Here is a 25,849-nt window from a genome sequence, read left to right on the forward strand (position 1 = left end):
GTTCCCACGAAGTCTCGAGAGGTCGCCGTTATTCTGACACGGCTTCGGACGTCGTCTGATCCCCGTACTCCGATTCGGGGTCCGGTGCGTAGACATCCCGCGTCGCTTCCATGCCGGCAGTCAGCGAGTCGCTGTTCTCGGTCCAGCCGCCGCCGAGCGCCTTGAAAAGATTGGCGGTGGCGGTGAAGCGATCGCGGATCGCCTCGGCCAGGTCGAGCTGGCTGGAGAACAGCTGACGCTGGGCGTCGAGCACGTCGAAATAGGCCGTGCGCCCGACGTCATAGCGGATCTGGGCCAGCTCCAGCGTCTCGCGATAGGCCGCGACCTGACGCTGAACCGCCTCGAGCCTCTCGTTGGTCAGATTGATCGCGACCAGGGCATCGCGGGTCTCGGCGAATGCCTGGCGCAGCGTCTGGCGGTACTGGATCTCGGCCTGTTGGCGCTGGGCCAGCGCAGTATCGTAGTTGGCCTGGCGCCGGCCGAAGTCGAGGATCGGCGCGGTGATGGCGCCGGACACACTCTGGGTCTCGGCGATCGGCTCGAAGAGATTGTCGATATCCAGCGCTTCGGTACCGATCATTGCCGACAGGTTGAAGGTCGGGAAGAAGCGGGCCTTGGCCACGCCCACGTTGGCGTTGGCCGCGATCAGCGAGGCTTCGGCCGCGCGCACGTCCGGCCGGCGCTCGACCAGCAGCGACGGCATGACCACCGGCAGCTCGTCCGGCAGGTGAACATCCTCGAAGCTGCCCGGTTCGATATCGGCATCCTGCATGATCTCGCGTGGCGACTGGCCGGTGAGGATGGCCAGCGACGAACGCAGTTCGCTGGCCTGTCGCTGCAGCGGCGCCAGCTGAGCGCGCGCGCTTTCCAGAAGCGAGCGTGTCTGCAGCAGGGTCAGCTTGTCGATGGCGCCCAGATCGTAGCGCTGCTGATCGAGCTCCAGACCGCGCTCACGCGTCTGGATGGTCTCGCGGGTCACGCGGATCTGGCGCTCCAGCGCGCGCAGCGACATATAGTTCGTCGCAACGTCGCTGACCACGCCGAGACGGATCGAGTCCTTGGTGTAGGCCGAAGACAGCAGCTGTGCGCGGGCCGATTCGCTGGCACGGCGCAGCCCGCCGAAGACGTCGAGCTCGTAGCTGAGCGTGGCGGCCACTGAGTAGTAGTCGTAGCGCCGGCCGCCGGCCGAGGCGGATCCTGAACCGCCACTCGACCCGCTCGCCGACGAGCCACCCCCACCCGACGTGGCCAGACTGGCCTTTTCGCGGGCGGCCTGGGCCTGGCCCTCGATAGTCGGGAACAGGTCGGCCTCGGCCAGCCCGAGCTGGGCCCGCGCCTCACGCAGCCGCGACGCCTGCAGTGCGATGTCGAGATTGTCGTCCAGCGCCTTGTCGATGAGCTCGTTGAGCACCGGGTCGCGGTAGCGCGTCCACCAGTACGCCATCGCGTCCTCCTGGGCGTCGCCGAGCAGGGTGGCGTCGAGCGCCGACTCCGGCAGTTCGAGATCCGGACGCTCATAGTCCGGTCCGACGGTGCAGGCCGACAGGCCCGCCACCGCGATCAACAGCGCGAACTTACGCATCGTTTTGGTGCTCATGGCTTTTCTTGCCGCCCAGCAAGCGACTGACTTTACTGGAACCGCGCTCGACGAGATCGTAGAACAACGGCACGAAGAGGATGGCGAAGAACGTCGCCGCCAGCATACCGCCGATCACCGCGGTGCCGATGGCGACGCGGCTGTTGGCCGACGCACCCGAAGCCAGCGCCAGCGGCACACAGCCCAGAGTGAACGCCAGCGACGTCATCACGATCGGCCGGAAACGCAGCTTCGCCGCCTCATACGCCGCGGCCGCGGGGGTCTTGCCCTGTTCGCGGCCGATGACCGCAAACTCCACGATCAGAATCGCATTCTTCGCCGACAGGCCAATCAGCACGAGCAGACCCACCGAGAAATAGAGGTTGTTCTCGACGCCGCGCAGCCAAACGGCCACGAACGCGCCGAGCGCGGCGAACGGCACCGCCGTGATGACCGCGAGCGGCAGCGTCCATTTCTCATACTGCGCCGCCAGAATCAGGAAGACCATGAGCATGCCGAACAGCACCGCAATGCCGCCCGAGCCCGCGGCCGTCTCTTCCTGATAGGCCGTGCCGGTGAAACTCAACTGGTAGTCGCTGCTGTCAAGCACATCGGCCACGACCTGTTGAATCGCCTGATTCGCCTGCCCCGAACTGAAGCCGGGCGCGGGCGAGCCCATGATCTTGGCCGCCGGGAAGATATTGAACCGCTGGACCACGTCGGCCGCCAGCGTGCGCTCGGTGCTCACCAGCGAACTGACCGGAATCATCTCGCCGGTGCTCTCCGAACGCACGAACACGTCGGCCAGATCCTCCGGCTTCTCGCGATAGTCGGCATCCGACTGGATGTTGACCTGCCAGTTGCGACCCAGATACGTGAACTGATTGACATACAGCGAGCCGAACGTCGCCTGCAACGTGGCGAACAGCTGATCGATCGGTACGCCCAGCGACTTGGCCTTCTCGCGGTCCACGTCGAGACGATAGCGCGGCACGTCGGTGGTCAGGGTCGTACGCACCTGAGACAGCTCCGGCCGCTGGTTGGCCTCGGCCACGACCTTGCCGGCCGCCTCCCGGATCTCGTTGAAATCCGCGCCGGTCAGGCTCTGCAGATAGCCCTCGAAGCCCCCTGTCGTCGACAGGCCGATGATGGGCGGCGGATTGAAGGCGATGATCTGCGCCTCGGGGATCTGCGCGCCGATCGCCATCTCCCGCTGGACGAGCGAGAAGGAGTCCTGGCCCTCGCCGGTTCGTTCATCCCAGTCCTTGAGCGTCAGAAAGGCGATGCCGGCGTAGGTCCGCCGTGCGCTGGCCAGGAAATCGTAACCGGCCACGCCGACCACGTCCGCCACTGCGGGCATGGCTTCCATGCTCTTTTCGATGACGTCGGCCCGGACTTCCTCGGTGCGCTGCAGCGAGGCCGCCGGCGGCAGCTTGTAGGTGGTGAAGATATAGCCCTGATCTTCTTGAGGCACCAAGCCACCCGGAACCTGCTGGGAGACGAACCAGGTCGCGGCGAGCACGCCGACGAACAGTATCAGGCCCAGCACCACCCGGCGCAGGAGCAGATCCACGCCCCAGAGATAGGCGCCGGTCGCCTTGTCGAACATGGCGTTGAACTTGCGGAAGAACCAGTTCGGCTGCTTCTCGCGCGGCTTGAGGAAGACCGCACACAACGCCGGCGTCAGCGTCAGGGCGACCAGACCGGAGATGCCCACGGACACGGCGATGGTGATCGCGAACTGCCGATACATCTGACCGGACAGGCCGCCGAGAAAGCCCACCGGCACGAACACCGCGGACAGCACCAGCACCACGGCGATGACGGGGCCGCTGACCTCCTCCATGGCCTTGAGGGCGGCCTCCTTGGGCGGCTTGCCCTCCTCGGTCATGATGCGTTCGACGTTCTCAATCACGATGATCGCGTCGTCGACCACGATGCCGATGGCGAGAATGAGTCCGAACAGCGTCAGCAGGTTGATCGAGAAACCGAGGGCGAACATACCCGCGAAGGTGCCGATCACCGACACCGGTATCGCCAGCAGCGGTATCAGCGTGGCCCGCCAGTTCTGCAGGAACAGGAACACCACCAGCACGACGAGGATGATCGCCTCGATGAAGGTGTGCTCCACGTCCTTGATCGAGGCGTCGACAAACTTCGTGGTGTCGAACGGGATCTCGTACTCGAGTCCGTCGGGCAGATTGGCCCCGAGCTCTTCCATCCGCGTACGGATACGCTCGACGGTGGCCAGTGAGTTCGCTCCGGGTGAGAGATAGACGGCGAACGGTACCGCCGGGTTCCCCGAGAACGAGCCGCTCGTGCCGTAGCTCTGCGCGCCGAGCTCGACGCGCGCGACGTCCTCGAGACGCAGAATCTGGCCGTTTTCCTGGCTGCGCAGGATGATCTGCTCGAACTGCTCCGGCGTGGAGAAACGACCTTCCGTGCTCGCGGTGTAGGTGAACTCGATCTCGTTCGGATTGGGCATGCTGCCGAAGCTGCCGGCCGCGAACTGCGAGTTCTGCTCACGCAGCGCCGACTGCACGTCGGTCGGTGTGAGCTCATAGCGGGCCATCTTGTTCGGATCCAGCCAGATCCGCATCGAGTAGTCCTGGCTGCCGAACAGACGCGCATCACCTACACCCTCGACGCGCTTGAGCTGGTCAATGACGTTGATCAGCGCGTAGTTGCTGATGTAAGTGGTGTCGTAGCTCTGATTCGGCGAAAACAGCGTGAGCACGGTCAGGATGTTGCTCGAACGCTTGTTCACCTGCACACCGGTATCGCGCACCGTCTGCGGCAGCTGCGAGGTGGCCGCCTGGACGCGATTGTTGACGTTGATGGTGTTCTGATCGGGATCGGTGCCGATAGCGAACGTCACCGAAATCTGAAGCGTGCCCGCGTCCGAGGACGTCGAGGTCATGTAGAGCATGTCCTGGACGCCGTTGATCTCCTGTTCGAGCGGCGCCGCCACGGTCTCGGCGATGTCCTCGGCGCTGGCGCCGGGATAGTTCGCCTGCACCACTACTTCGGGTGGCACGACATCCGGATACTGCGAGATCGGCAGCCCCTGCATGGCCAGCAGGCCCGCCAGTGTGATGATGATCGACAGGACGGTCGAGAAGACCGGCCGGTGAATGAAGAAACGCGAGATCATGGTTAGCGGTTCCGCTGGCCGTTCACGGCATAGGTATCGTCATGCACGACCGCGGTCAGCGGCTCACGCGGGGTCAGACGCAGCGCCGGCAGGTCGGCCGCCGCCAGCCCGCCGTCATCGTCTTCCGAGCCGGCGCGGCCCATGCCTGAACCGCCGCCACCGCCCCGCGTGCCCTCTTCGCTGCCGCCCGAGCCGTCAGACTTGACCTTGACCGGCGCATCCGGAGTGACCTGGCCGAGCCCGGACGTGATAACCCGATCCCCCGCGGACAGCCCGTCGTTGATGAGCCGGCCTTCCTCGACCGTCGGCCCGAGATCGACGTCCACGGCCTTCGCCTTGCCGTCGGCGACGACATAGACCTGAGTGCCCTGATTGCCGTCGGACACGGCCTGTTCGGGCACCACGATGCCGTTCTCGCGCGTTTCCAGGCGAATGCGGGCGCGCACGTAGCGTCCGGGCATGAGACCGTTGTCGGGGTTGTCCACCGTAGCGCGCAGCTGCACCGTGCCGGTGTCCGGATTGATGGTGCTCTGCGTGAAGTCGACGACGCCCTTGACCGGGAACTCCGAACCATCGGGCAGGATGATCGTGGCCTCCCGGGTCTTGTCGTTGGTGGTCTCGTCACCCATTGCCGAGAGCGCTTTGCCCCGTGCAATGGCATCATTCTCGGGCAGCGCGAACAGCACCTTGACGGGGTCGAGCTGCGTGATCGTGGTCAGGCGCGTACCGTTGGAGACCAGCGCGCCCTCGTCGATCTCGCGCAGGCTGGTCACACCGGTCAGCGGCGCGTTCACCGTGGTGTAGCCGAGATCGATCTCGGCGCTGTCCAGATTGGCCTGGGCCTGATCGACCGCAGCGCGCGCAGTCTCGAGCTCGGAGAGTGCCTGATCGCGCTCCGCTTCGCTGATCGCATCCGCCTCGTACAGCTGGCGCGTGCGCGACCACTGGCGCTGGGCCTGGTTCAGGCTCGCCCGGGCGCTGCCGAGTTCGGCCTTGCGCTGATTCACGGTCGCCTGGAACGGCTTGGGATCGATGTTGTAGAGCAGGTCACCCTTCTCGACGATCTGCCCCTCCGTGTAGTGCCGCTCCAGCAGCACGCCCTCGACGCGGGCCAACACCTGGACCGTACGCTGCCCCTCGACGCGGCCGGGGTATTCGGAGAATACGCTGACGCGGTGCGGGTCGACGCTCATCACGTCCACGGGTATCGGCGGCCGCTGTTGCTGGCCGCCGCCCTGCTGGGCCTGCGACTCCTCACCGCCGCAGGCCGCAAGGCCCAGAGCAACCATGGCGGCCCCGGCAAGACGCAGGAACCGTGCCCGCCCCGCAGGCATCGACAGAAAATCGTGCATGATAAAGAGACCCCGATCCGCAGGAGCTGGTGACGATAGCACGGCATGATACATACATTCGCGTATGTATGTAAGAGGGTTCTGCGCTATCCTGTGTGCATTAACAGCCGCGGATGACGGAGCCATGGCACGCAAGACCAAGAGCGAATCGGCGCAGACGCGCGAACGCATTCTCGACGCCGCCGAAGTCGAGATGGAGGCGCGCGGCGTGTCGCAGACCTCGCTCGAGCGCATCGCCAAGCGCGCCGCGGTCACGCGCGGTGCCATTTACTGGCATTTTTCGGACAAGAGCGCCCTGCTGCAGGCGATGATCTCGCGCACGGCGCTGCCGCTGCGGGACCTGCGTCAATGTCTGAGCCAGCACATCCCCGGCGACGAGCCGCTGCGGCTGCTCCGGGAGATGCTGCTGCACGGCCTCCATCGGCTCGCCGGCGATCAGAAGCATCGGCGCGTCTGCCACATCATTCTGCATCGCTGCGAGATCACCGCCCAGGGCCATCCGGCCGAGGCCCTGCTCTCGGCGATGTTCGAGGAATCGCGCGAGGTGCTGCTGTCGCTCTGCCGTGAGGTAGAGCGTCTCGGCCAGCTGCGCTCCGGGCTGACCGTCGACGCCGCCACCGACGTGCTGATGGCGTTCATGTGCGGCAATTATGAATGCACGCTGCGTCATCCGGGACTCTACGAGGTCGACCGCGACTGGGATGCGATCGTGGACAGCGTACTCTTCGGCCTGTTCGATACGACCGTGATCACACCATGCTCCGACCTGGCCGCGGATTGAACCGCACGACTCCTGGAGAATCGGCGCGCATCCGTGCCCTGTTGCTCGCCTGGGCCATGCCCGCGGCGCATTCGGAGAGGCACGCATGATTCCGGAAAACGATCCGCCCCGGTCGCCACGACGCGTGCCTGACGTTTCGGATCGACCGGCGCCCGTCCACCCGGGCCAGTAGCAATGCGCAGGCGCGGCGCTAACGCGCTGCCATGCGGGCCCGAATGACGGCGATGCCGACGCAGCAGCCGATGATCGGCGCTCAGGGGCCCGATCGGAGGTCGTCCGGGATCACAACCGATCGAAGGTGATCGGCACCGTGGCGCGAAGCGGCACCCTGGCCACGGGGCGTTGCCGTGCCGCGAGCCAGGGCGGCAACCACGGCTTCGCGGGCACCCGCTCGGGACGATCGAGATGAATGGGCCTCGGTACACCGTAGAAACGGGGTCGCGTGAACAGCACGAACAGATCCGCGACCGCCTTGACCCGTGCCAGGTATTCGCGCGCCTCGGTGCGCAGCGGCTGGCGTCGGTCCTCCTCCGGCCGAATGTAGGCCACGGCGTCGAGACCCTGGTGACGGGCTATGAACAGCGCCCGGTAGGCATGGAAACGCTGCGAAATCACCACGAACCGATCGAGCCCGAAGATGCGATTCGCACGCAGTATTGAATCCAGCGTACGAAATCCGGCGAAGTCGAGCGTGATCGCCGCGTCCGGCACGCCGAGACGCCGCAGCGCCTGGTACATCTTGCGCGGCTCGTTGTAGGTCCGGTCGGGATTGGCACCCGAGACCAGCAGGTGCCGCACCTTGCCGGCCGCGTAAAGCTCCGCGGCGGCCAGCATGCGGTGCCGGAAAAGCAGGTTGCGGTTGCCGGAGCGGGTGTAGGGGCTGGTGCCCAGCACCACGCCCACATCGTGCGTAGCCAGCCGGCCGATGTCGTCGATCAGACGATCACGCGTCGCGCCGACCACCCAGCCATTGATCGCCAGCATCGTCAGCAGGCTGCAGCCGAGCGCGGTCAACGCGCCGCGAACGAGCCGCGCGGCATTCGCGCGCCCGGCCCACGACGGCCGTCCCGCGCCCGCGGACATAGCGGAATTGTCAGCCATGGACCTCGAAATCGGCGTGAAGCCAGCGCGGACGAAATCCTACCAGCCCGGTCGCGAAAAAACCCCCGGCGCGATTCAGTCGGCCAGCTGCGCGATCGCCGCGTCGAGGCCGTCGAGCGTCATTGGATACATGCGATCGGCCATGAGCTCGCGCGTCATCTGGATCGAGGGGGTGTAGTCCCAGCGCTGCTCGGGCTCCGGGTTCAACCACACCGCGTCCGGAAAACTCTGCAGCAGCCGATCGAGCCAGACGGCGCCGGCTTCGGCGTTCCAGTGCTCCACCGAGCCGCCGGGGTAGGCGATCTCGTAGGGACTCATGGTCGCGTCACCCACGAAGATCGCCTTGTAGTCGTCGGGATAGGTGTGACAGATGTCCCAGGTCGGAAAGACCTCGCTGCGGCGACGCCGGTTGTCGCGCCACATGCCCTCGTAGGGGAAGTTGTGGAAGTAGAAGTATTCCAGATGCTTGAACTCGGCGCGCGCGGCCGAGAACAGGCTCTCGCAGGTCGCCACGTGATCGTCCATCGATCCGCCGACGTCGAAGAAGATCAACAGCTTGACGGCGTTGTGGCGCTCCGGCCGCATGTGCAGATCGAGATGGCCCGCGTTCTTGGCCGTCGCCCGGATGGTGCGGTCCATATCGAGCTCTTCGTCCGCCCCTTCGCGGGCGAAGCGACGCAGCTTGCGCAGCGCCATCTTGATGTTGCGGGTGCCGATCTCCTGACTGCCGTCCAGGTTCGCGAATTCGCGCTTGTCCCAGACCTTGACCGCACGCCGATGGCGCGAGCCGTCCTGACCGATGCGGATGCCTTCGGGGTTGAAGCCATAGGCACCGAACGGCGACGTACCCGCCGTGCCGATCCACTTGCTGCCGCCTTCGTGACGCTCGCCCTGCTCTTCGAGGCGCTTCCTGAGCGTTTCCATGAGCTTGTCCCAGCCGCCCATGGCTTCGATCTGGGCCTTCTGCTCGTCGGAGAGCTCGAGCTGCTTCATCTTCTCGAGCCATTCGTCCGGGATATCGGTGGTCAGGTCCTCGGTGGCAGCCTGGATACCGTCGAAGTAATGGCCGAAGACCTGGTCGAAACGGTCGAACTTGGTCTCGTCCTTGATCAGCGTCGCGCGCGAGAGATAGTAGAAGTTCTCCACGCTCATGCCGCCGACGTGCTGCTCCAGCGCCTCGAGCAGGGTCATGTATTCGGTGACCGACGGCTTGAGGCCGGCCTCGCGCAGTTCGTAGAAGAATTCGATCAGCATGGCGGACGCCGTGCGGCAGACGGAGAAGCGATGACGCGGCCGACTAGCCGCGCCGGGTCATGAACGCGAGCCGCTCGAAAAGGTGCACGTCCTGCTCGTTCTTGAGCAGCGCGCCGTGCAGCGGCGGCAGGGCGTCCTTGGCATTCCGGCTGTGCAGCGCCTCGGCCGGGATATCCTCGGCCAGCAGCAGCTTGAGCCAGTCCAGCAGCTCGGAGGTCGAGGGCTTCTTCTTGATGCCGGGCACCTCGCGCACGTCGAAGAACAGGTCCAGGGCGTCGGCGAGCAGATTCTTCTTGATGTCCGGAAAGTGCACGTCGACGATCTCGCGCATCGTGTCCTTGTCCGGAAACGCGATGAAGTGGAAGAAACAGCGGCGCAGGAAGGCGTCCGGCAGTTCCTTCTCGTTGTTCGAAGTGATGATGATGATCGGCCGATGGGTGGCTTCGATCGTCTGGTGCGTCTCGTAGACGTCGAAGGCCATGCGGTCGATCTCGCGCAGCAGATCGTTGGGGAACTCGATATCGGCCTTGTCGATCTCGTCGATCAGCAGCACCGGCTGGGTGTCGCAGGTGAAGCATTCCCACAGCGGCCCGGGCACGATGTAGTTGGCGATGTCGTGGACCTTCTCGTCACCGAGCTGCGAATCGCGCAGGCGCGAGACCGCGTCATACTCGTACAGGCCCTGCTGCGCCTTGGTCGTCGACTTGATGTGCCACTGGTAGAAGGGCTTGTCGAGCGCGGCCGCCACTTCCTCGGCGAGCAGGGTCTTGCCGGTACCCGGCTCCCCCTTGATCAGCAGCGGACGGGCCAGCGTGGCCGCGGCGTTGACGGCGAGCTTGAGATCATCCGTGGCGACGTAGCGCTCGGTACCGGTGAATTGCGTAGTCATAGGCCTGACGATTGTCGAAAAACATGCGGGCCCGACCGTCCCACCGGCACCGACGCGCCGAAGACGTCGTCTCAGCCGGTGAACTCGCGGGCCCGCTCCTCGAGAACGGCGATGGCCGGCAGCGTCTTGCCCTCGAGAAACTCGAGGAACGCGCCGCCGCCGGTCGAGATATAGGATACCTGATCCTCGATCCGGTATTTCTCGATCGCGGCCAGCGTATCGCCGCCGCCGGCGATCGAAAAGGCCGAACTGCGGGCGATCGCCCGGGCCAGCACGTGGGTGCCGCCACCGAACTGATCGATCTCGAACACCCCGACCGGCCCGTTCCAGACGATGGTTGCGGCGTTGACCAGGATATCGGCGAAGGCATCCCGGGTCTTCGGCCCGACATCGAGAATCATCTCGTCGGACTCGAGTTCGCCGACCGGGCGCACCTCCGGATGCGCCTCCGGGGAAAGCTCGGTCGCGGCCACCACGTCCACCGGCAGCGGGATGTTGCCACCCCGCGACTGGATCTCGCGATTGATCAGGCGCGCCGCGCCCACGAGATCGGGTTCGTGCAGCGACGCACCGACGTCGTAGCCTTCGGCGGCCAGGAAGGTGTTGGCGATGCCGCCGCCCACGATCAGCTGATCGGCGACATTGGCCAGGCTCTCCAGCAGCTCGAGCTTGCTCGATACCTTGGAGCCGCCGACGATCACCACCAGCGGGCGCTTCGGATCGAGCATCGCGGCCCGCAGCGACTCCACTTCGGCCGCGAGCAGCGGCCCGGCACAGGCCACCGGGGCGTAGCGGGCCACGCCCTCGGTCGAGGCCTGGGCCCGGTGCGCCGTGCCGAACGCGTCCATCACGAAGACATCGCAGAGTGCCGCCATCCGTCGCGACAGGGTCTCGTCGTTGGCCTTCTCGCCGACGTTGAAGCGGACGTTCTCGCACATGACGATCTCGCCCTCGCCGACGTCCACGCCGTCGAGCCAGTCACCGACCAGACGCACCTCCTGGCGCAGCAGCTCGGAGAGATACTCCGCCACCGGTGCGAGGCTGTGCTCGCTGTCCGGCTCGCCCTCCTTCGGACGCCCGAGGTGCGACATGACCATGACCCGCGCGCCCGCGGCCAGCGCGGCCTTGAGCGTGGGTACGGACGCCTTGAGACGGCCGGCGGAACTGACCTCGCCGCCCACAAACGGGACGTTGAGATCCTGCCGGATCAGCACCCGCTTGCCGCGAAGATCCACGTCTTCCATCTTCAGCATCGCAGCCATGTCGCTTTCCTCGGTCATTGTTGTTGTACGTCCGTTCTAGCCGGCCTTGGCCAGCGCCAGCGCGGTGTCGAGCATGCGATTGGAAAAGCCCCACTCGTTGTCGTACCACGAGCAGACCTTGATCAGCTTGCCGCCGGCGACCTTGGTCAGCGGCGCATCCACCGTCGAGGACACCGTGGTGTGGTTGAAGTCCTGGGAGACGAGCTCCGCCTCGCTGTAGGCGAGCACGCCCTTGAGCGGCCCTTCGGCGGCCTGCTTCAACACGGCGTTGACCTCGTCGACCGAGGTCTCCTTCGACACCTGGGCGGTCAGGTCCACGAACGAGACGTTGATCGTGGGCACGCGCACGGCGAAGCCGTCGAGCTTGCCGTTGAGCTCGGGCAGCACCAGGCCCACCGCCTTGGCCGCGCCGGTCTGGGTCGGGATCATGTTCTGAGTCGCACTGCGGGCCCGACGCAGATCCTTGTGATAGACGTCCGACAGCACTTGGTCGTTGGTGTACGAGTGGATCGTGTTCATCAGCCCATACTCGAGCCCGAAGGCGTCGTGCAGCGGCTTGACCAGCGGCGCCAGGCAATTGGTCGTGCAGGAGGCGTTGGAGATGACCTTGTCGTTCGCGTCGATCGACGCGTGGTTGACGCCGTAGACGATGGTCTTGATGTCGCCGGCCGGCGCCGAGATCAGCACCTTCTTCGCGCCGCCCTTCAGATGGGCGCTGGCCTTCTCCTCGCTGGCGAACAGGCCGGTGCACTCGAGCACGATGTCCACGCCGAGATCGCCCCAGGGCAGATCGGCCGGATTGCGCTCGGCCAGCACCTTGATCCGGTGGCCGTCGATCACGAGGTCATCGCCCTCGACCGAGACTTCGCCCGGAAAGCGGCCGTGCGCGGTGTCGTACTGGGTCAGATGGGCGTTGGTGCTCGCATCCCCGAGATCGTTGATCGCCACGATCTCCATGTCGTTCTGGTGCGCGCCTTCATAAAGCGCACGCAGCACGTTGCGCCCGATGCGACCGTAACCGTTGATCCCGACTTTGACTGCCATATTCACCTCTGGACTGGAACAGGATTAAAGAATGGCCCGGGCGCTAGCCCCGGACCTGCTCGCGAAGCGCTTCGGCCACCGCATCCGCGGTCAGGCCGAAGTGTCTGTAGACCTCGTCCCCGGGGGCCGAGGCACCGAAATCGTCCACGCCGATCACGCGCCCGTTGGCGCCCACGAGCCGATACCAGGGATCGGACACGCCGGCCTCGACGGCCACCCGCGCGGTGACCTCCGCCGGCAGCACCGAGGCGCGATACGCCGCGCTCTGGGCGTTGAACAGCTCCAGGCACGGCATGGACACCACGCGAACGGCGATGCCCTCGCCCTCGAGCGTCCGGGCCGCCGTGACCGCGAGTTCGAGCTCCGAGCCGGTGGCGATGACCAGTGCCTCGGCCGCGTCGGCCGGCTCGCGCAGCACATAGCCGCCGCGTGCGATCGCGGCCAGCTGGTCGGCATCGCGGTCCTGGTGATCGACATCCTGGCGCGAGAGCGCGAGCGCGGTGGGGCCGTTGGCGCGCTCGATCGCGGCCTGCCAGGCCACGGCGACCTCGACGTCGTCACCCGGGCGCCAGACGTGCAGATTCGGGATCAGCCGCAGGCTGGCCACATGCTCGACGGCCTGGTGCGTCGGACCGTCCTCGCCGAGGCCGATGGAATCGTGCGTATAGACCAGAATGTTGCGCGAGCGCATGAGCGCGGCCATGCGCACGGCGTTGCGGGCGTAGTCGGAAAAGGTCAGGAACGTACCGCCGAAGGGCGTGAAACCGCCGTGCAGGCTCATGCCGTTGGTGATGGCGGTCATGGCGAACTCGCGCACGCCGTAGTACAGATAGTTGCCACTGAAATCCCCCGCCGCGATCGGCTTGTGGCCGTCGAAATCCGTGCCGTTGGAGCCGGACAGGTCGGCCGAGCCGCCGAACAGTTCGGGCAGCCCGGCCGCATAGGCGCCGATGGTGGCCTTCGACGACTTGCGGGTGGCGGTGCGCTTGCCGCCGGACTGGGTGTGTTCGATGAACTCGCGGCACAGCGCCGACCAGTTGCGCGGCATCTGACCGGCCATCCGACGCGAGAACTCGGCCGCGTCCTCGGGGTATTTCTCGGCATAGGTCTTGTGTGTGGCCAGCCAGTCGCGCTCGGCATCGGCGCCGGCCTGGCGCTTGTCCCAGGCGGAGTAGATCTCGTCCGGGATCGCGAAGCGGGTCTCGTCGGACCAGCCCAGCTCGGCGCGCGCGGCGGCGATCTCGTCGTCGCCCAGCGCCGCGCCGTGCACGCCGGCCGTGCCCTGCATGCTGGGCGCGCCCCAGCCGATGACCGTGCGGCAGCAGATCAGCGTCGGCCGCGTCGTCTCCTTCTTGGCCGTCTCGATCGCGGTGTTGATCTCCTCCGGATCGTGGCCGTCGACCTTGCGCACCACCTGCCAGCCATAGGCCTCGAAGCGGGCCGGCACGTCCTCGGTGAACCAGCCGCGTGTCTCGCCGTCGATGGAGATGCCGTTGTCGTCATAGAACACGATCAGCTTGCCCAGGCCGAGCGTGCCGGCCAGCGAGCAGGCTTCGTGCGATATGCCCTCCATCAAGCAGCCGTCACCCGCGAAACACCAGGTGTGGTGATCGACCAGCGTCGCATCGCCCTTGTTGAAACGACTCGCCAGCGCGGCCTCGGCGAGCGCCATACCGACGGCGTTGGCCAGCCCCTGGCCGAGCGGCCCGGTGGTCGTCTCCACGCCGGGCGTCATGAAATTCTCGGGATGCCCCGGCGTCTTCGAATGGAGCTGGCGGAAGCGCTTGATGTCGTCCAGTGACAACTCGTAGCCGGTCAGATGAAGCGCCGCGTACTGCAGCATCGACCCGTGGCCGTTGGACAGCAGGAAGCGATCGCGGTCGACCCAGTCCGGGTTGCCCGGATTCATCCGCAGATGGTCGTTGAACAACACTTCGGCGATATCGGCCATGCCCATGGGCATGCCCGGATGGCCGGAGTTGGCCTGCTGGACGGCGTCCATGGCCAGGATACGGATGGCATTGGCGAGATCACGACGGGCGGGCATCGCTATCCTCCGGCGCAGCTTGACAAAGGCCGGCCATTGTCTACCAAAGGGCGCCCCCCGGCAATATGAATGATCGGTCCGCGACCCGAGCGGCCATTGGGTTTCGAGCGCATCGCCGCCGGCGCGGATCGGCCATCGCTCGCGCCACACCCTGCGGAATCATGTATTTAAATTTGTTTTCGATGCACTCGAAACGATAAGACAAACGAATGCCGAACGAAAAATAAAAGTAATCGTTATCAAATATTTGGGATATTTTTCCCATTGTATGAACCGAGGAATGAATAACCGGGGTTATCGATGCCTTGAAAAGCCTGCGTTCGAACGCGTGTGGGTCGCCTTGCGCTCGTGCTAGCGTCGATTCGAGCCGATATCCGGATTACCCACCCCTGACACCACAGGCTGCGGTAGCCGGGCAGCGGCGGACACCAAGAGCACCGACAGACAACTGGCATATCCCGACGTGCACGACGCCTGACGCGACTCGATAACGCTGCGGCAGGCGGCGGCTCGTCACTCACGAGATCCGGAGGGGGTCGTCATGACCGACGAGACAGACCAGGCCACGAAACACATCATCAGCGCCCGGACCGGGCGGCCGATCAGTTCATCGCGTCGCCGATTCCTGGCCAACACCGGCATGTTCTCGGCCGGACTGGTCGGCAGTTCGCTGCTGGCCGCCTGCAGCGACGATCACGACGGCGTCGCCATCGGCCAGGAGGACGACGCGGTCGTCATCGACGGGCCCGGCGATCAGGCGGTGCTGAACTTCGCGCTGAACCTCGAGTACCTCGAAGCGGAGTTCTATCTGCGGGCGGTCACCGGCATGGGTCTGGGCGACGACAGCATCGACGGCAACGGCACGCCGGGCGATGTCGTGGGCGGCCGCCAGGTCGATTTCAGCGGCGAACCGCTGATCGGCCGCTATGCCGCCGAGATCGCGGCCGACGAACGCGATCACGTGCAGTTCCTGCGCGGTGCGCTCGGCGGCGGCGCGGTCGCACGGCCCCGCATCAACTTCACCGACGCCTTCAACGCCGCGGGCATGGCCGCGCTCGGCATCGAATTCGATCCGTTCGCCAATCCGCTGAATTTCCTCATCGGCGCGTTCATCTTCGAGGACGTCGGCGTCAGCGCCTACAAGGGCGGCGCGCAGTTCATCCGCAACCGCGATTTCCTCACCGCCGCCGCAGGCCTGCTCGGCGTCGAGGCCTACCACGCCGGGCTGGTGCGCACAGTACTCACCGCCCGCATGGATGAGACCGTGGCGGGCAACGTGACCGTCGAGGACGTGATCAACATGATCTCCGGCGCACGCGACAGCCTCGACGGCGATGACGACATCGACCAGGGCATCTCCACCACCACCGTCTCGCTCAACGGCAACGACTACAACGCGACGAACATCGTGCCCACCGACGGCAACGGTCTGGCCTTCAGTCGCACACCGCAGCAGGTCCACAACATCGTCTACCTCACGCCCGAGGAAGCCGGCATGGGCGGCTTTTTCCCCAACGGCACGAACGGCACGCTCACGCGCAGCGGCGACCAGCTCGGCACCGTGGACTCGTCGGACGACTAGGATCGACGCGGTTCGGCCCGGCCCTTTGCAGGCCGGGCCGAGCTGCGACACGGCTAACCGACGGATCCCGGACGACCGGCCGCAGCGTCCCCGTTCGGGAACCCGTCATCCAAGTTCCGCGAACCGGTGTTGCCGAGACGTCCGGCGTGCGGCATCCGAGGGCGGCAAAGCAAGGTCGGCGCGGGCCGCGGCGGTTTCGATTGGTCGGCACCAACCCCGCCCCGGCACCTCCATTCGTCATCCGCGGGCCGCCGGAACCGCCGGTGCGTCGCGTCAGGCGGCCGTGTCGGCACCGCCGCCGGCCGGAGGCGTCAACCGTTGGCCGGCAGCCGCGCCAGCCGGGCCGCAGCGGCCTCGAGCGTCGCGTCGCGCTTGGCGAAACACAGCCGCAGCAGCCGATCGTCCGGCGGCGATTCATAGAACGGCGACAGCGGCACGCCAACGACGCCCGCCTCACGCACGAGCCATTGACAGAAGCAGGCATCGTCGACATCGCGCACGTCCCGATAGTCCACGAGCTGGAAATAGCCGCCGGGCACGTCCAGCAGCCGCAGCGGCGTGGCGGCCAGCAGCTCGCGGAAGCGATCGCGCCGGGCCTGGTAGAACACGGCCAGCCCGCGGTGATGCTCGGGCTCGAACGCCAGCATCTCGGCGAGGGCGTGCTGGGCGGGGGCGAAACTCGCGAACGTCAGGTACTGGTGGATTCGACGCAATTCGGCCGTGAGCGCCGGCGGGGCCACGCAGTAGCCGATCTTCCAGCCGGTGCAGTGATAGGTCTTGCCGAAGGAGCCGATCACGAAGCTGCGCTCGACCAGTTCCGAGTGCCGCGACACGCTCTGGTGGATCGCGCCGTCGAAGACCATGTGCTCATAGACCTCGTCCGACAGCAGCACGATCTCGGTATCGCGCAGCAACCCGGCGAGCGCCTCGAGGTCCGCCGCGGACAATACCGCGCCGGTCGGGTTGTGCGGCGTATTGACGATCAGCATCCGGGTACGCGGTGTGATCGCGTCGGCCAATCGCTGCCAGTCGATCGCGAACGACGGCGGTGACAGCGGCACGTGCACCGCCCGCGCGTTCTGGAGCGCGATCGCGGGGCCGTAGCAGTCGTAGGCCGGATCGAGCACGATCACCTCGTCGCCGGCGCGAACCACGGCGGCGATGGCTGCGAAGATCGCCTCGGTCGCGCCGGAGGTCACCGTGATCTCGGTCGCCGGGTCGGCCGCGCGCCCGTCGCGTGCCGCGGTCTGGGCCGCGATCTGTTCGCGCAGCGCCGCCACGCCGATGCCGGGCGGGTACTGGTTATGGCCGTCGGCGACCGCCCGCGCCAGCGCCTCCGTCAGCCGGGCCGGCGGCGGGAAGTCGGGAAACCCCTGCCCCAGATTCACGGCCTCGTGGGTTCGCGCCAGCTCGGTCATGACGCTGAATATGGTGGTGCCCACACCCGGCAGCTTGCTCTCGATCGGCATCACATTCCCCCTGCATGTCCAGGCGGCATGCTAGCAGCCGCCTGTCGCTCGACCCGGCCATCGGCTATAATCGCGCTCGTCTTCAGGGCGGGGTGCGATTCCCCACCGGCGGTATGTCGTTGTTCGACGAGCCCGCGAGCGCTTCGAGGTTCCCTCGAGGGTCAGCAGATCTGGTGCGATGCCAGAGCCGACGGTCACAGTCCGGATGAAAGAAGACCTGCGCGCCTGCGCGACGCACACGCGGCACGGCCTGCCCTGAAACGTTGACTCTTTCGCCCGAGGACGTTTCATGCCATCGATCGACCCCCAGGATCATCCCCGACTCGCCGCTGCCGTGGCCGCGTTCCGCGACGGCCGGCCCGTGCTGCTGCTCGACGACGCCGACCGCGAGAACGAGGCCGACATCGTCGCGCCCGCGGAAACCCTGCAACACGACAGCATGGTCCGCATGATCCGCAACGGCAGCGGCATCGTGTGTCTCTGCCTGGCCGGCGCCTACGTGGACGAGCTCGGCCTGGCGCCGATGGTGCGCGACAACCGTGCCCGCCATCGCACCGGCTTCACCGTCTCGATCGAGGCCGCCGACGGCGTGACCACCGGCGTATCCGCCGCGGATCGCGTGACCACCATCCGCGCCGCACTGGACTCGCTCGAGGGTCGCCGCCGCATCGTCAGCCCCGGGCATGTGTTCCCGCTGCGTGCCCGCGACGGCGGCGTGCTCGAGCGCCGCGGCCATACCGAAGGGTCGGTCGACCTCGCCGTGCTCGCCGGGCTGAAACCCGCCGCCGTGCTCTGCGAACTGATGAACGACGACGGCACGATGGCCGGCAACGCCGACATCGACCGATACGCCCGCGCAAGCGGCATGCCCGTGCTCACCATCGAGGAGATCGCCGCATGGCGGTCGGCCCACGCGGCATGCTGTGCGTGAGGGCCCGCCGCGGATGACGTCGTTGACCCGGCGGGCTATTCTTTCCTCATGAGTTCTGCACCCACGCCGTCCGAAACCGCCGACACGCCGGCGCCCCAGGAATTCTCCATCGACGCGCTCGCCCGCGAGACCGGCACCACCGTGCGCAATATCCGCGCCTACCAGGATCGCGGCCTACTGCCGCCACCGGAGCGCCGGGGCCGCAAGGGCATCTACAACGACGCCCATTTCTCGCGCCTGCGCATCATCAATCGGCTGCTCGAACGCGGCTACACCCTGGCCAACATCGGGGAGTTGATCGAGAGCTGGGAGCGCGGCAACGACATCGGCCATCTGCTGGGCCTGGAGACGGCCGTGGCCAGTCCCTGGTCGGACGAAGTCCCGGACTACGTCACCATGGCCGAGCTGCTGCGCAAGTTCAGCGGCAACTTCTCGCGCAGCGCCCTGAGACGGGCGGTCGAACTCGACATCATCCGTCCCGAAGGCATGCGCTACCGCGTGCCGAGCCCGCGCATGCTGCATGCCGGCGCGGAACTCGTCGCCGCGGGCATACCGCTGGAGGACATGCTGGAAGTGGTCGCCTATCTGCGCAGCAACGTCGAGCAGGCAGCCGACGAGATGGTCAGACTGGTCGCCAAGCACGTGTTCGACCGCTACGGCGAGGGCCAGCTACCGCCGGCCAACGACATGCCCGCCCTGGCCGATCTGATCTGGCGTTTCCGTCCGCTGGTGGAGATGGCCGTGCTGCCCGAGGTCGCCCGCGCCATGGCCAAGGCCGCCGATCAGCACCTCGGGGATCGTCTGGCGCTGCTGATGGAACACCGACACGACCCGCGCTAGGTGTGTAAACCCACCACATTGTTCACGGATAGCCGCAATCGGCTGATCGGTGGTTGATGGTTCAGGCTGGTATGGGGTCGATGCCAGTTGTAGTCGTGGAGCCAGTACGGCAGAAAGGCCGCGCGCTCGTCGGCGTTCTGATACACATGTGCATACGCCCATTCATGTAGTGCCGTCTGGATCCAGCGCTCGGCCTTGCCGTTGGTCCGCGGCCGGTACGGCCGCGTGCGCTTGTGTTTGAGCCCGAGTTGGCGGCAGGTCTTGGCAAATCGACGGGATCGATAACAGGCGCCGTTGTCGGTCAGCACCGCTTTGAACCGGACGCCCAGGCGCCGGTAGTAACGCAGCGCGGCGATCAACGCCCGGACGGCGCTAGCGCCGGTTTCGTCCGGCCAGATCGTCGCGTGGGCCACCCGACTGTGATCATCGATGGCCATATGGACATAGTCCCAGCCCGCGCCACGCGACTTACCGCGCCGGTCGCCGGTCACGCGATGGCCGGGCCGCGCAAAACGATTCACTTTCTTGATATCCAGGTGCAGCAGATCACCCGGTGCGACGTGTTCGTAGCGGCGAGCCGCTCGCGAGGGCTCAAGCGCCGACAACCGATTCAAGCCGGCGCGTTGAAGCACGCGGGCAACCGTCGCGCGGGGCACGCCGGTCTGGCGCACGATCGCGCGTTACATCAGCCGTTGTCGGCGCAGTCGAATGATGCGCGCTCGCTGCGCGGTTGAGATCTGGTGCGGGCATCGATGGGGCCGACAACTTCGATCGGACAAGCCGGCCCCGCCTTCGCGCCGATAGCGATCCAGCCACTTGTAGACCGTGCGCGGACTCACGGCCATGGCCTGGGCCACGTCGATGGGCCGCAGCCCGTGCTCGATCACACGACGAACCAACACCTGTCGACTGTGAACGGTGAGTCGCGCATTCTTGTGCGTGTTCATCCGGGTCGCTCCTTACGTCTGACGGATTTGAGCACCCATCAGCTTCAGGGCACGCGGCTCGGATGAACAATCTACTGAGAGGTCACAGCTAGGCCCCGTTTCGCTCGCACGCCGCGTTCAAGGCCGCCAATCGTATCCGCGAGGACGCAAGCCGCCGGCTCTGGGCGTGCCACGACCCAGGCTTGCAAAGCCGCCGGTCGCCCACGGTTATTGCAGGGCCGCCCCGAGCCTTCGGGACCAGCGTCCATGAGAGCGACAAGGTGCAGTCCAGCGTTACGGCAGGGTTGCACAGCGTTACCGCACGACACCTCGCCTTGCGGCAGGCCAGCGCTTGGCACGGACGCGTGCGAGATGGCTGCACGCCCCGGACGTCGTCAGTTTGTAATACCCTGATTTCAGCGACTTGGAAGAATAGCGCCGAGTAAGTTGCGGCACCGCGTCATTTGTGACATCGTTTGATGTAACGATTACATCAAACGAAGAAATGCCGAATACGCTCAGCCGCTCGAACAGCGAACGGAACACGCGTCGCGCCACCGTCCGGAGCAACGGCGTCGACCTCGCCGTGTTCGCGCGCGGCGAGCCCGACCGCCCCACGCTGGTGTTCGTGCACGGCTATCCGGACACCCACGCGGTCTGGAACCGCGTGATCGACCGCCTCGCCGAGGACTTCCACTGCGTCAGCTTCGACGTGCGCGGCGCCGGGGCCTCGGCGCGGCCGCGCCCCACCCGCGCCTATCGACTGTCACGCCTGGCCGCCGACCTGATCGCCGTGATCGACTGGGCCAGCCCCGACGCGCCGGTCCACCTCGTCGGCCACGACTGGGGCTCGATCCAGAGCTGGGAGGTCGTCACCGCCCCGGCGTTCGCAGGTCGGCTCGCCGGTTTCACCTCGATTTCCGGTCCCTGCCTCGATCACGCCAGCCACTGGCTGCGCGCGCAGCGGCGGTCGGATCCGTCGGGGCTGCAGCGCCAACTCCGCAAGTCGTGGTACATCGCGGCCCTGCACGTTCCGCTGCTGCCGCAACTGGCGTGGCACGGGCCGCTCGGCGCGCGCTGGCCGCACACGCTCGCCGCGCTGGAGGGCGAGCGCCTGCCCACGAGCGCCACCCTGGCACGCGACGGCGCCCACGGCGCAAAGCTCTATCGCGCCAACATGCTGCCCCGACTCATGCGCCCGCGCGATCGCCGCGCGCGCTGCCCGGTGCAGATCGTCGTACCGCAACGCGACGCCTTTGTCGGGCCAGGTTTTGTAGACGATCTCGGGCGCTGGGTGGCCGACCTCGAGGTCGTGCGCATCGACGCCGCGCACTGGGCGATCCAGACCCATCCGGACACCGTCGCCGATCATTGCCGTGCGTTCGCTCGAGGCCATATCGCCGCGCCCTCGGAACCGGCCCCGCAGACGGGCCCTACGCGGCCCCCCCCCGCCCATCGAAACCAGGAGGCATCCCATGGATGACGCGACCATCGAGCCGGCCCCGCATGCCGACGGCTACAGCGGCCCGGTCATGCCCGAGCGGCGCGACCTGCGTTTCTGCCGCCGGGCGATCGTATCTGCGACTGGCACCAGGCCGGGCCGAACGTGACCCAGTTCATGAACGCGCTCTCGCTGTTCTTTCCGGCCGGCGAGCGCATGTTCATCGACGCCGTACGCGCCTATCGCGACGAGATTCCGGACCCCGACCTGCGCAAGGCGGCCACCGCGTTCATCGGCCAGGAAGCGATGCATTCGCGCGAGCATATCGAATACAACCAGCTCATGGACGCGGCCGGCCTGCCGGCCAGCGAGCTGGATGCCCAGGTCTGGGCGCATACCGAGTACGTGAAGAAGCACAGCAGCAAGGTCACGCCGCTGCTGATGACCATCGCGCTCGAGCATTTCACCGCGCTCATGGGCGACACCCTGCTGCGCCATCCCGAACAGATGGCCGGTTCGCAGGAAGACTACGAGCGCATGTGGCGCTGGCACGCGCTCGAGGAAGTCGAACACAAGGCCGTGGCGTTTGATGTCTACGAAAAATGCGTCGGCCGCGGGCCCAAAGCCTACGCCATGCGCAGCGCGATCATGCTCACGACCACGGCCACGTTCTGGCCGCACGTGATGATGTTCTATCGCCGCCTGGCCGCCGCCGACCCGGCCTGTCGCGAGGCCGGCTGGCGCGGGCACCTGCATCTGGCGAATTTCATGCTCGGCAAACCCGGCTATCTGCGCAGGCTGCTGCCCGAGTATCTCGCCTACTTCAGATACAGCTTCCATCCGTGGCAGCAGAACAACGCGGATCTGCTGGCCGAGATCGACGAACTCGTCGACGACGCCGAAGCCGCCTACGCCGAACACAAGGCCGCCTGAGCCGAAGGACGGTCTATCCACGAAATCTCCGCGACCCCGAATCCACCCCAGGAGGATGACATGAGCAAGAACGCATCCGATGTCGCCAAGAAGACCCCCCACGCCGAGCGCGAGATTCCGCACAGCGACAGCGTGAACGTGATGCCCGAGCGGCGCGATCTGCACTTCGTGCCGCCGGGCGAGCGTATCTGCGACTGGCACAAGGAAGGCCCGAACGTCACTCAGTTCATGAACGCCCTGTCGCTGCTGTTCCCCGCCGGCGAGCGCATGTTCATCGACGCGATCCGCAGCTATCGCGACGAGATTCCCGATCCGGATCTCAAGAAGGCCGCGACCGCCTTCATCGGCCAGGAGGCGATGCATTCGCGCGAGCACATCGAGTACAACGAGCTGATGGAAAACGCCGGCCTGCCGGCCCACAAGCTCGACGCCTTCACTTGGCGCCTGCTCGACTGGATCAAGCAGAACACGCCGAAGTCCATGCCGCTGGCCGCCACGATTGCCCTCGAGCACTACACGGCTCTCATGGGCGATATGCTGCTGCGCTACCCGGAGATGATGCACGGCTCGCAGGAGGACTTCGAACGCATGTGGCGCTGGCATGCACTCGAGGAAGTCGAGCACAAGGCCGTCGCCTACGACGTCTACGAGAAATGCATCGGCCGAGGGCCGCGGAACTGGGCCGAACGCACCCTGGCGATGACGCTGGCCACGGCCATATTCTGGCCGGTGTTGATGAGCTTCTACTGGCAGATGAGCCGGGCCGACGAGAACTGCCGCAAACAGGGCTGGCGCGGCCATCTCAAGCTCGCCAACTTCATGCTGGGCAAACCCGGTTTCATCCGGCGCATGATTCCTGAGTGGCTGTCCTACTTCCAGTACAGCTTCCATCCGTGGCAGCAGAACAACGCTCATCTGCTGGCCGAACTGGACGAACTGGTCGACGACGCCGAGGCCGCCTACGCCACCCATCACTGACGCGCGTCTCCGCCGCGGCGGTCGCGATCGACCGCCGCCCGGAGCGGCCGTCAGGGCGTCTCGCCGGCGAACCGGCGCGCCACCGCCACGTACAGGGCCAGGCTCGACTCCACGACCACCTCGAGCGGATCGTGATAATCGTTGAGCGTCCAGTACATGGCGATATGGATGGTCGAGCCCACCAGTCCGGTGTAGATGATGCCGGTATCGGTGTCGCGGCCGTGCTGCAGTGGAAAGATGGTGCTGACCAGCTCCTGCAGCATGCGGGTGAAGTTGTGCGTGGTCGCCCGGTAGAGGCGATCGATCTCGCCACTGATGCCGAAGATCTCGATCAGCAGGATCCGGGCCGTGCCCGGCTCGGCCTGCATCGTCTCGAAGAACACCCGAAGGCCCGCGCGGGCGGCGGCCTCCGGCTCGCGCGGGGCGGCATCGATGGCGGCGACGACGTCATCCTGCAGCCGGCCGACGAGCGTCTTGTAGACCTCGGCGAACAGGGCTTCGCTGCTACCGAAGGACTCGTAGAAATAGCGCTCGGTCAGACCGGCCTCACGACACAGCGCCTTGACCGTCGCCGCGCGATAGCCCTCGCGCCCGAACACGGCGATGCCGGCGTCCACGAACTGCGCACGACGCCGGCGTCGACGCTCGTCCAGCGTACGGCCGGCGTAGGCGCGCCCACCGGTGCTCGAATCGCGGCTACTGCTCATGGCCTCATGTTGACATGAAATATTGTCAAAAGTAATTTGAAACTATACGTTGTCACTTTCGCGCGTCGAGCATTCCCCGCCACTGCGGCCACACCGGCATTCGAGGACGGACCCATGAAGACACTCAAGTCACGCATCGTCGTCATCACCGGCGCCGGTTCCGGCATCGGGCGCAGCCTCGCGCTCGAGGGCGCGCGGCGCGGGGCGCGGCTGGCGCTGTGCGACGTCAACGACACCGGCCTGGCCGAGACAGCCGCCGCCTGTGACGGAGCCGAGGTGCTCACCGCCCACGTGGACGTGGCCGATCGCGGCGCCGTCGAAGTGTTTCGCGACCAGGTGGCCACGCGCTTCGGCGGCGTCGATGTCGTGATCAACAACGCCGGCGTCGCCCATGCCCAGACCATCGAGGACAGTCGCTACGACGACTTCGAGTGGATCATGGGCATCAATTTCTGGGGCGTGGTCCACGGTACCAAGGCCTTCCTGCCACTGCTGCGCGAGCGCGACAGCGCCGCCCTCATCAACGTCTCCAGCGTGTTCGGCATCATCAGCGTGCCCACCCAGGGCACCTACAATGCCAGCAAGTTCGCGGTGCGCGGCTTCACCGAGGCGCTGCGCCACGAGATGGCTGGCAGCAATATCCATGTGATGTGCGTGCATCCGGGCGGCATCCGGACGAACATCGCCCGCACCGCCCGCTTCTACGTCGGGCCGGACGGCGGCACGGACCATGATCGGGCGACGGGTTTTTTCGATCGCATCGCCCGCACCACGCCGGACCAGGCGGCGGCCAAGATTCTCAAGGATCTGGCCCGCCGGCGCGGCCGCTGCCTGATCGGCGCCGACGCCGTGGCACTCGCAGCCGTCGCCCGCGCCGCGCCGGAACGCTACTGGTCGATCCTGTCCCGACTGATGCCGAAATCGCGGGCCGCCTGAGTCAGGCCACCCGCGAGCCTTTCCGTCAGGCGGCTTTCCACTTGATGCTGCAGCCCTGGCTGGGCACCTGCACGTCGGCCGGGATCATGTCGCCGTCGAGCAGCGCATCGAGCGAGGCGCGCAGATCGGCCCCGGTGACCGGGGTGCCGCTCTTGGGCCGGGATTCGTCGAACTGCCCACGGTAGGCGCACCGGCCGTCGGCGTCGAAGACGAACAGGTCCGGCGTGCAGACCGCGTCGTAGGCCTTGGCCACGGCCTGGCTCTCGTCGTAGAGATAGGGAAAGATGAAGCCCTTCTCGTCGGCGAAGCGGGCCATGTGCTCCGGCCCGTCCTCGGGACGCTCGCTGACGTCGTTCGAGGAGATGGCGACGAAACCGATGCCCTGCGGCTGGTAGCGCTCGGCCACCTTCACGATCTCGTCGATGATGTGGATCACGTAGGGACAGTGGTTGCAGATGAACAGCACCACGGTGCCGTTCTCACCGGCGACATCGGCAAACGTCGTGGTCTGGCCGGAAACCGTGTCCGGCAGGGCGAAATCGGGCGCCGGCGTGCCCAGCGGCATCATGGTTGAGTCGGTCAGCGACATGGTCGGTTCCTTGTCTGGTTGGATCGCATGCAGTCTAGCCGCTCGCCGGAACGGGCC

21 protein-coding genes, 1 pseudogene and 1 riboswitch are annotated in these 25,849 nt (G+C 66.4%); of the genes and pseudogenes, 9 read left to right on the forward strand and 13 right to left on the reverse strand.

The features are described from left to right. Nucleotides 1–28: 28 nt before the first annotated feature. Genes SAOR_RS08035 through SAOR_RS08045 form a run of 3 tightly spaced genes read right to left on the reverse strand, consistent with a single transcriptional unit; the run spans nucleotide 29 to nucleotide 6,082 of the window. Nucleotides 29–1,597 carry an efflux transporter outer membrane subunit gene (locus tag SAOR_RS08035; protein ID WP_123590983.1) on the reverse strand — a complete coding sequence of 523 codons (1,569 nt, stop codon included), beginning with the start codon at nucleotides 1,595–1,597 and terminating at the stop codon, nucleotides 29–31. Continuing rightward, on the reverse strand, nucleotides 1,575–4,730 hold the full coding sequence (locus SAOR_RS08040) for an efflux RND transporter permease subunit (protein WP_123630957.1): 3,156 nt from the start codon (nucleotides 4,728–4,730) through the stop codon (nucleotides 1,575–1,577). Before SAOR_RS08040 ends, SAOR_RS08035 begins: the two co-directional genes overlap by 23 nt. Before the next feature lie 2 nt (nucleotides 4,731–4,732). Beyond that, entirely contained in the window at nucleotides 4,733–6,082 is a 1,350-nt protein-coding gene (locus tag SAOR_RS08045) for an efflux RND transporter periplasmic adaptor subunit (RefSeq protein WP_185015598.1), read from the reverse strand. Nucleotides 6,083–6,206: 124 nt separating this feature from the next. Between SAOR_RS08045 and SAOR_RS08050 the strand changes: the two genes are divergently transcribed. After that, the gene (locus tag SAOR_RS08050; RefSeq protein ID WP_185015599.1) at nucleotides 6,207–6,863 is read left to right on the forward strand and encodes a TetR family transcriptional regulator; all 657 of its coding nucleotides are present in this window, start codon (nucleotides 6,207–6,209) and stop codon (nucleotides 6,861–6,863) included. A 282-nt stretch (nucleotides 6,864–7,145) separates the two neighbouring features. On the opposite strand, the gene SAOR_RS08055 is transcribed toward SAOR_RS08050, so the two are convergent. The 6 genes from SAOR_RS08055 to tkt form a co-directional block, all read right to left on the reverse strand. After that, on the reverse strand, nucleotides 7,146–7,964 hold the full coding sequence (locus tag SAOR_RS08055) for a SanA/YdcF family protein (RefSeq protein ID WP_123630960.1): 819 nt from the start codon (nucleotides 7,962–7,964) through the stop codon (nucleotides 7,146–7,148). Between the two features lie 75 nt (nucleotides 7,965–8,039). After that, nucleotides 8,040–9,218 (reverse strand): vWA domain-containing protein, encoded by a 1,179-nt coding sequence (locus SAOR_RS08060; RefSeq protein ID WP_123630961.1) that lies wholly within the window; start codon nucleotides 9,216–9,218, stop codon nucleotides 8,040–8,042. A 43-nt stretch (nucleotides 9,219–9,261) separates the two neighbouring features. After that, nucleotides 9,262–10,107: an AAA family ATPase gene (locus tag SAOR_RS08065; RefSeq protein WP_123630962.1), complete on the reverse strand. Its 846-nt coding sequence runs from the start codon at nucleotides 10,105–10,107 to the stop codon at nucleotides 9,262–9,264. Nucleotides 10,108–10,178: 71 nt separating this feature from the next. Beyond that, the gene (locus tag SAOR_RS08070; RefSeq protein WP_123630963.1) at nucleotides 10,179–11,369 is read right to left on the reverse strand and encodes a phosphoglycerate kinase; all 1,191 of its coding nucleotides are present in this window, start codon (nucleotides 11,367–11,369) and stop codon (nucleotides 10,179–10,181) included. A 36-nt stretch (nucleotides 11,370–11,405) separates the two neighbouring features. Next, the gene (gene gap, locus SAOR_RS08075) at nucleotides 11,406–12,413 is read right to left on the reverse strand and encodes a type I glyceraldehyde-3-phosphate dehydrogenase (RefSeq protein ID WP_123630964.1); all 1,008 of its coding nucleotides are present in this window, start codon (nucleotides 12,411–12,413) and stop codon (nucleotides 11,406–11,408) included. Between the two features lie 43 nt (nucleotides 12,414–12,456). Then, nucleotides 12,457–14,460: a transketolase gene (gene tkt / locus SAOR_RS08080; protein ID WP_123630965.1), complete on the reverse strand. Its 2,004-nt coding sequence runs from the start codon at nucleotides 14,458–14,460 to the stop codon at nucleotides 12,457–12,459. Between the two features lie 541 nt (nucleotides 14,461–15,001). On the opposite strand from tkt, the gene SAOR_RS08085 reads away from it, so the two are divergent. Continuing rightward, nucleotides 15,002–16,042 carry a ferritin-like domain-containing protein gene (locus tag SAOR_RS08085; RefSeq protein ID WP_221179925.1) on the forward strand — a complete coding sequence of 347 codons (1,041 nt, stop codon included), beginning with the start codon at nucleotides 15,002–15,004 and terminating at the stop codon, nucleotides 16,040–16,042. Between the two features lie 311 nt (nucleotides 16,043–16,353). On the opposite strand, the gene SAOR_RS08090 is transcribed toward SAOR_RS08085, so the two are convergent. Next, nucleotides 16,354–17,511, reverse strand: coding sequence for a methionine aminotransferase (locus tag SAOR_RS08090; protein WP_123630966.1), 1,158 nt, complete (start codon nucleotides 17,509–17,511; stop codon nucleotides 16,354–16,356). 74 nt (nucleotides 17,512–17,585) lie between these two features. Then, nucleotides 17,586–17,732: riboswitch (FMN riboswitch) on the forward strand. 68 nt (nucleotides 17,733–17,800) lie between these two features. Between SAOR_RS08090 and ribB the strand changes: the two genes are divergently transcribed. Next, entirely contained in the window at nucleotides 17,801–18,442 is a 642-nt protein-coding gene (gene ribB, locus SAOR_RS08095) for a 3,4-dihydroxy-2-butanone-4-phosphate synthase (RefSeq protein ID WP_123630967.1), read from the forward strand. A gap of 48 nt (nucleotides 18,443–18,490) precedes the next feature. Further along, nucleotides 18,491–19,282 carry a MerR family transcriptional regulator gene (locus SAOR_RS08100; RefSeq protein ID WP_123630968.1) on the forward strand — a complete coding sequence of 264 codons (792 nt, stop codon included), beginning with the start codon at nucleotides 18,491–18,493 and terminating at the stop codon, nucleotides 19,280–19,282. Here the strand turns inward: SAOR_RS08100 and SAOR_RS08105 are convergent. Beyond that, nucleotides 19,279–20,229 (reverse strand): annotated as a pseudogene (locus SAOR_RS08105) (IS481 family transposase). The gene SAOR_RS08100 and the pseudogene SAOR_RS08105 overlap by 4 nt on opposite strands. Before the next feature lie 484 nt (nucleotides 20,230–20,713). Between SAOR_RS08105 and SAOR_RS08110 the strand changes: the two are divergent. From SAOR_RS08110 to SAOR_RS08120, 4 genes are read left to right on the forward strand one after another with little or no spacing between them, the layout of a single operon-like run. Continuing rightward, on the forward strand, nucleotides 20,714–21,691 hold the full coding sequence (locus tag SAOR_RS08110; protein WP_123630969.1) for an alpha/beta fold hydrolase: 978 nt from the start codon (nucleotides 20,714–20,716) through the stop codon (nucleotides 21,689–21,691). Beyond that, nucleotides 21,684–21,818 carry a hypothetical protein gene (locus SAOR_RS17200; RefSeq protein WP_281273427.1) on the forward strand — a complete coding sequence of 45 codons (135 nt, stop codon included), beginning with the start codon at nucleotides 21,684–21,686 and terminating at the stop codon, nucleotides 21,816–21,818. The genes SAOR_RS08110 and SAOR_RS17200 overlap by 8 nt, the downstream gene beginning before the upstream one ends. After that, nucleotides 21,815–22,582 carry a metal-dependent hydrolase gene (locus SAOR_RS08115; protein WP_245965422.1) on the forward strand — a complete coding sequence of 256 codons (768 nt, stop codon included), beginning with the start codon at nucleotides 21,815–21,817 and terminating at the stop codon, nucleotides 22,580–22,582. Before SAOR_RS17200 ends, SAOR_RS08115 begins: the two co-directional genes overlap by 4 nt. A gap of 60 nt (nucleotides 22,583–22,642) precedes the next feature. Continuing rightward, nucleotides 22,643–23,560, forward strand: a complete 918-nt coding sequence (locus tag SAOR_RS08120; RefSeq protein WP_123630970.1) for a metal-dependent hydrolase — start codon at nucleotides 22,643–22,645, stop codon at nucleotides 23,558–23,560. 50 nt (nucleotides 23,561–23,610) lie between these two features. Here the strand turns inward: SAOR_RS08120 and SAOR_RS08125 are convergent, their stop codons facing one another. Continuing rightward, nucleotides 23,611–24,267 carry a TetR/AcrR family transcriptional regulator gene (locus tag SAOR_RS08125; RefSeq protein ID WP_123630971.1) on the reverse strand — a complete coding sequence of 219 codons (657 nt, stop codon included), beginning with the start codon at nucleotides 24,265–24,267 and terminating at the stop codon, nucleotides 23,611–23,613. Nucleotides 24,268–24,381: 114 nt separating this feature from the next. On the opposite strand from SAOR_RS08125, the gene SAOR_RS08130 reads away from it, so the two are divergent. Further along, nucleotides 24,382–25,203, forward strand: coding sequence for an SDR family NAD(P)-dependent oxidoreductase (locus tag SAOR_RS08130; protein ID WP_123630972.1), 822 nt, complete (start codon nucleotides 24,382–24,384; stop codon nucleotides 25,201–25,203). Between the two features lie 25 nt (nucleotides 25,204–25,228). Here SAOR_RS08130 and SAOR_RS08135 read toward each other — a convergent pair whose 3' ends face one another. Continuing rightward, on the reverse strand, nucleotides 25,229–25,792 hold the full coding sequence (locus tag SAOR_RS08135; RefSeq protein ID WP_123630973.1) for a thioredoxin family protein: 564 nt from the start codon (nucleotides 25,790–25,792) through the stop codon (nucleotides 25,229–25,231). Nucleotides 25,793–25,849 lie beyond the last annotated feature (57 nt).

Source organism: Salinisphaera orenii subsp. orenii MK-B5, assembly GCF_003788635.1.
GTDB classification, from domain to species: domain Bacteria; phylum Pseudomonadota; class Gammaproteobacteria; order Nevskiales; family Salinisphaeraceae; genus Salinisphaera; species Salinisphaera orenii.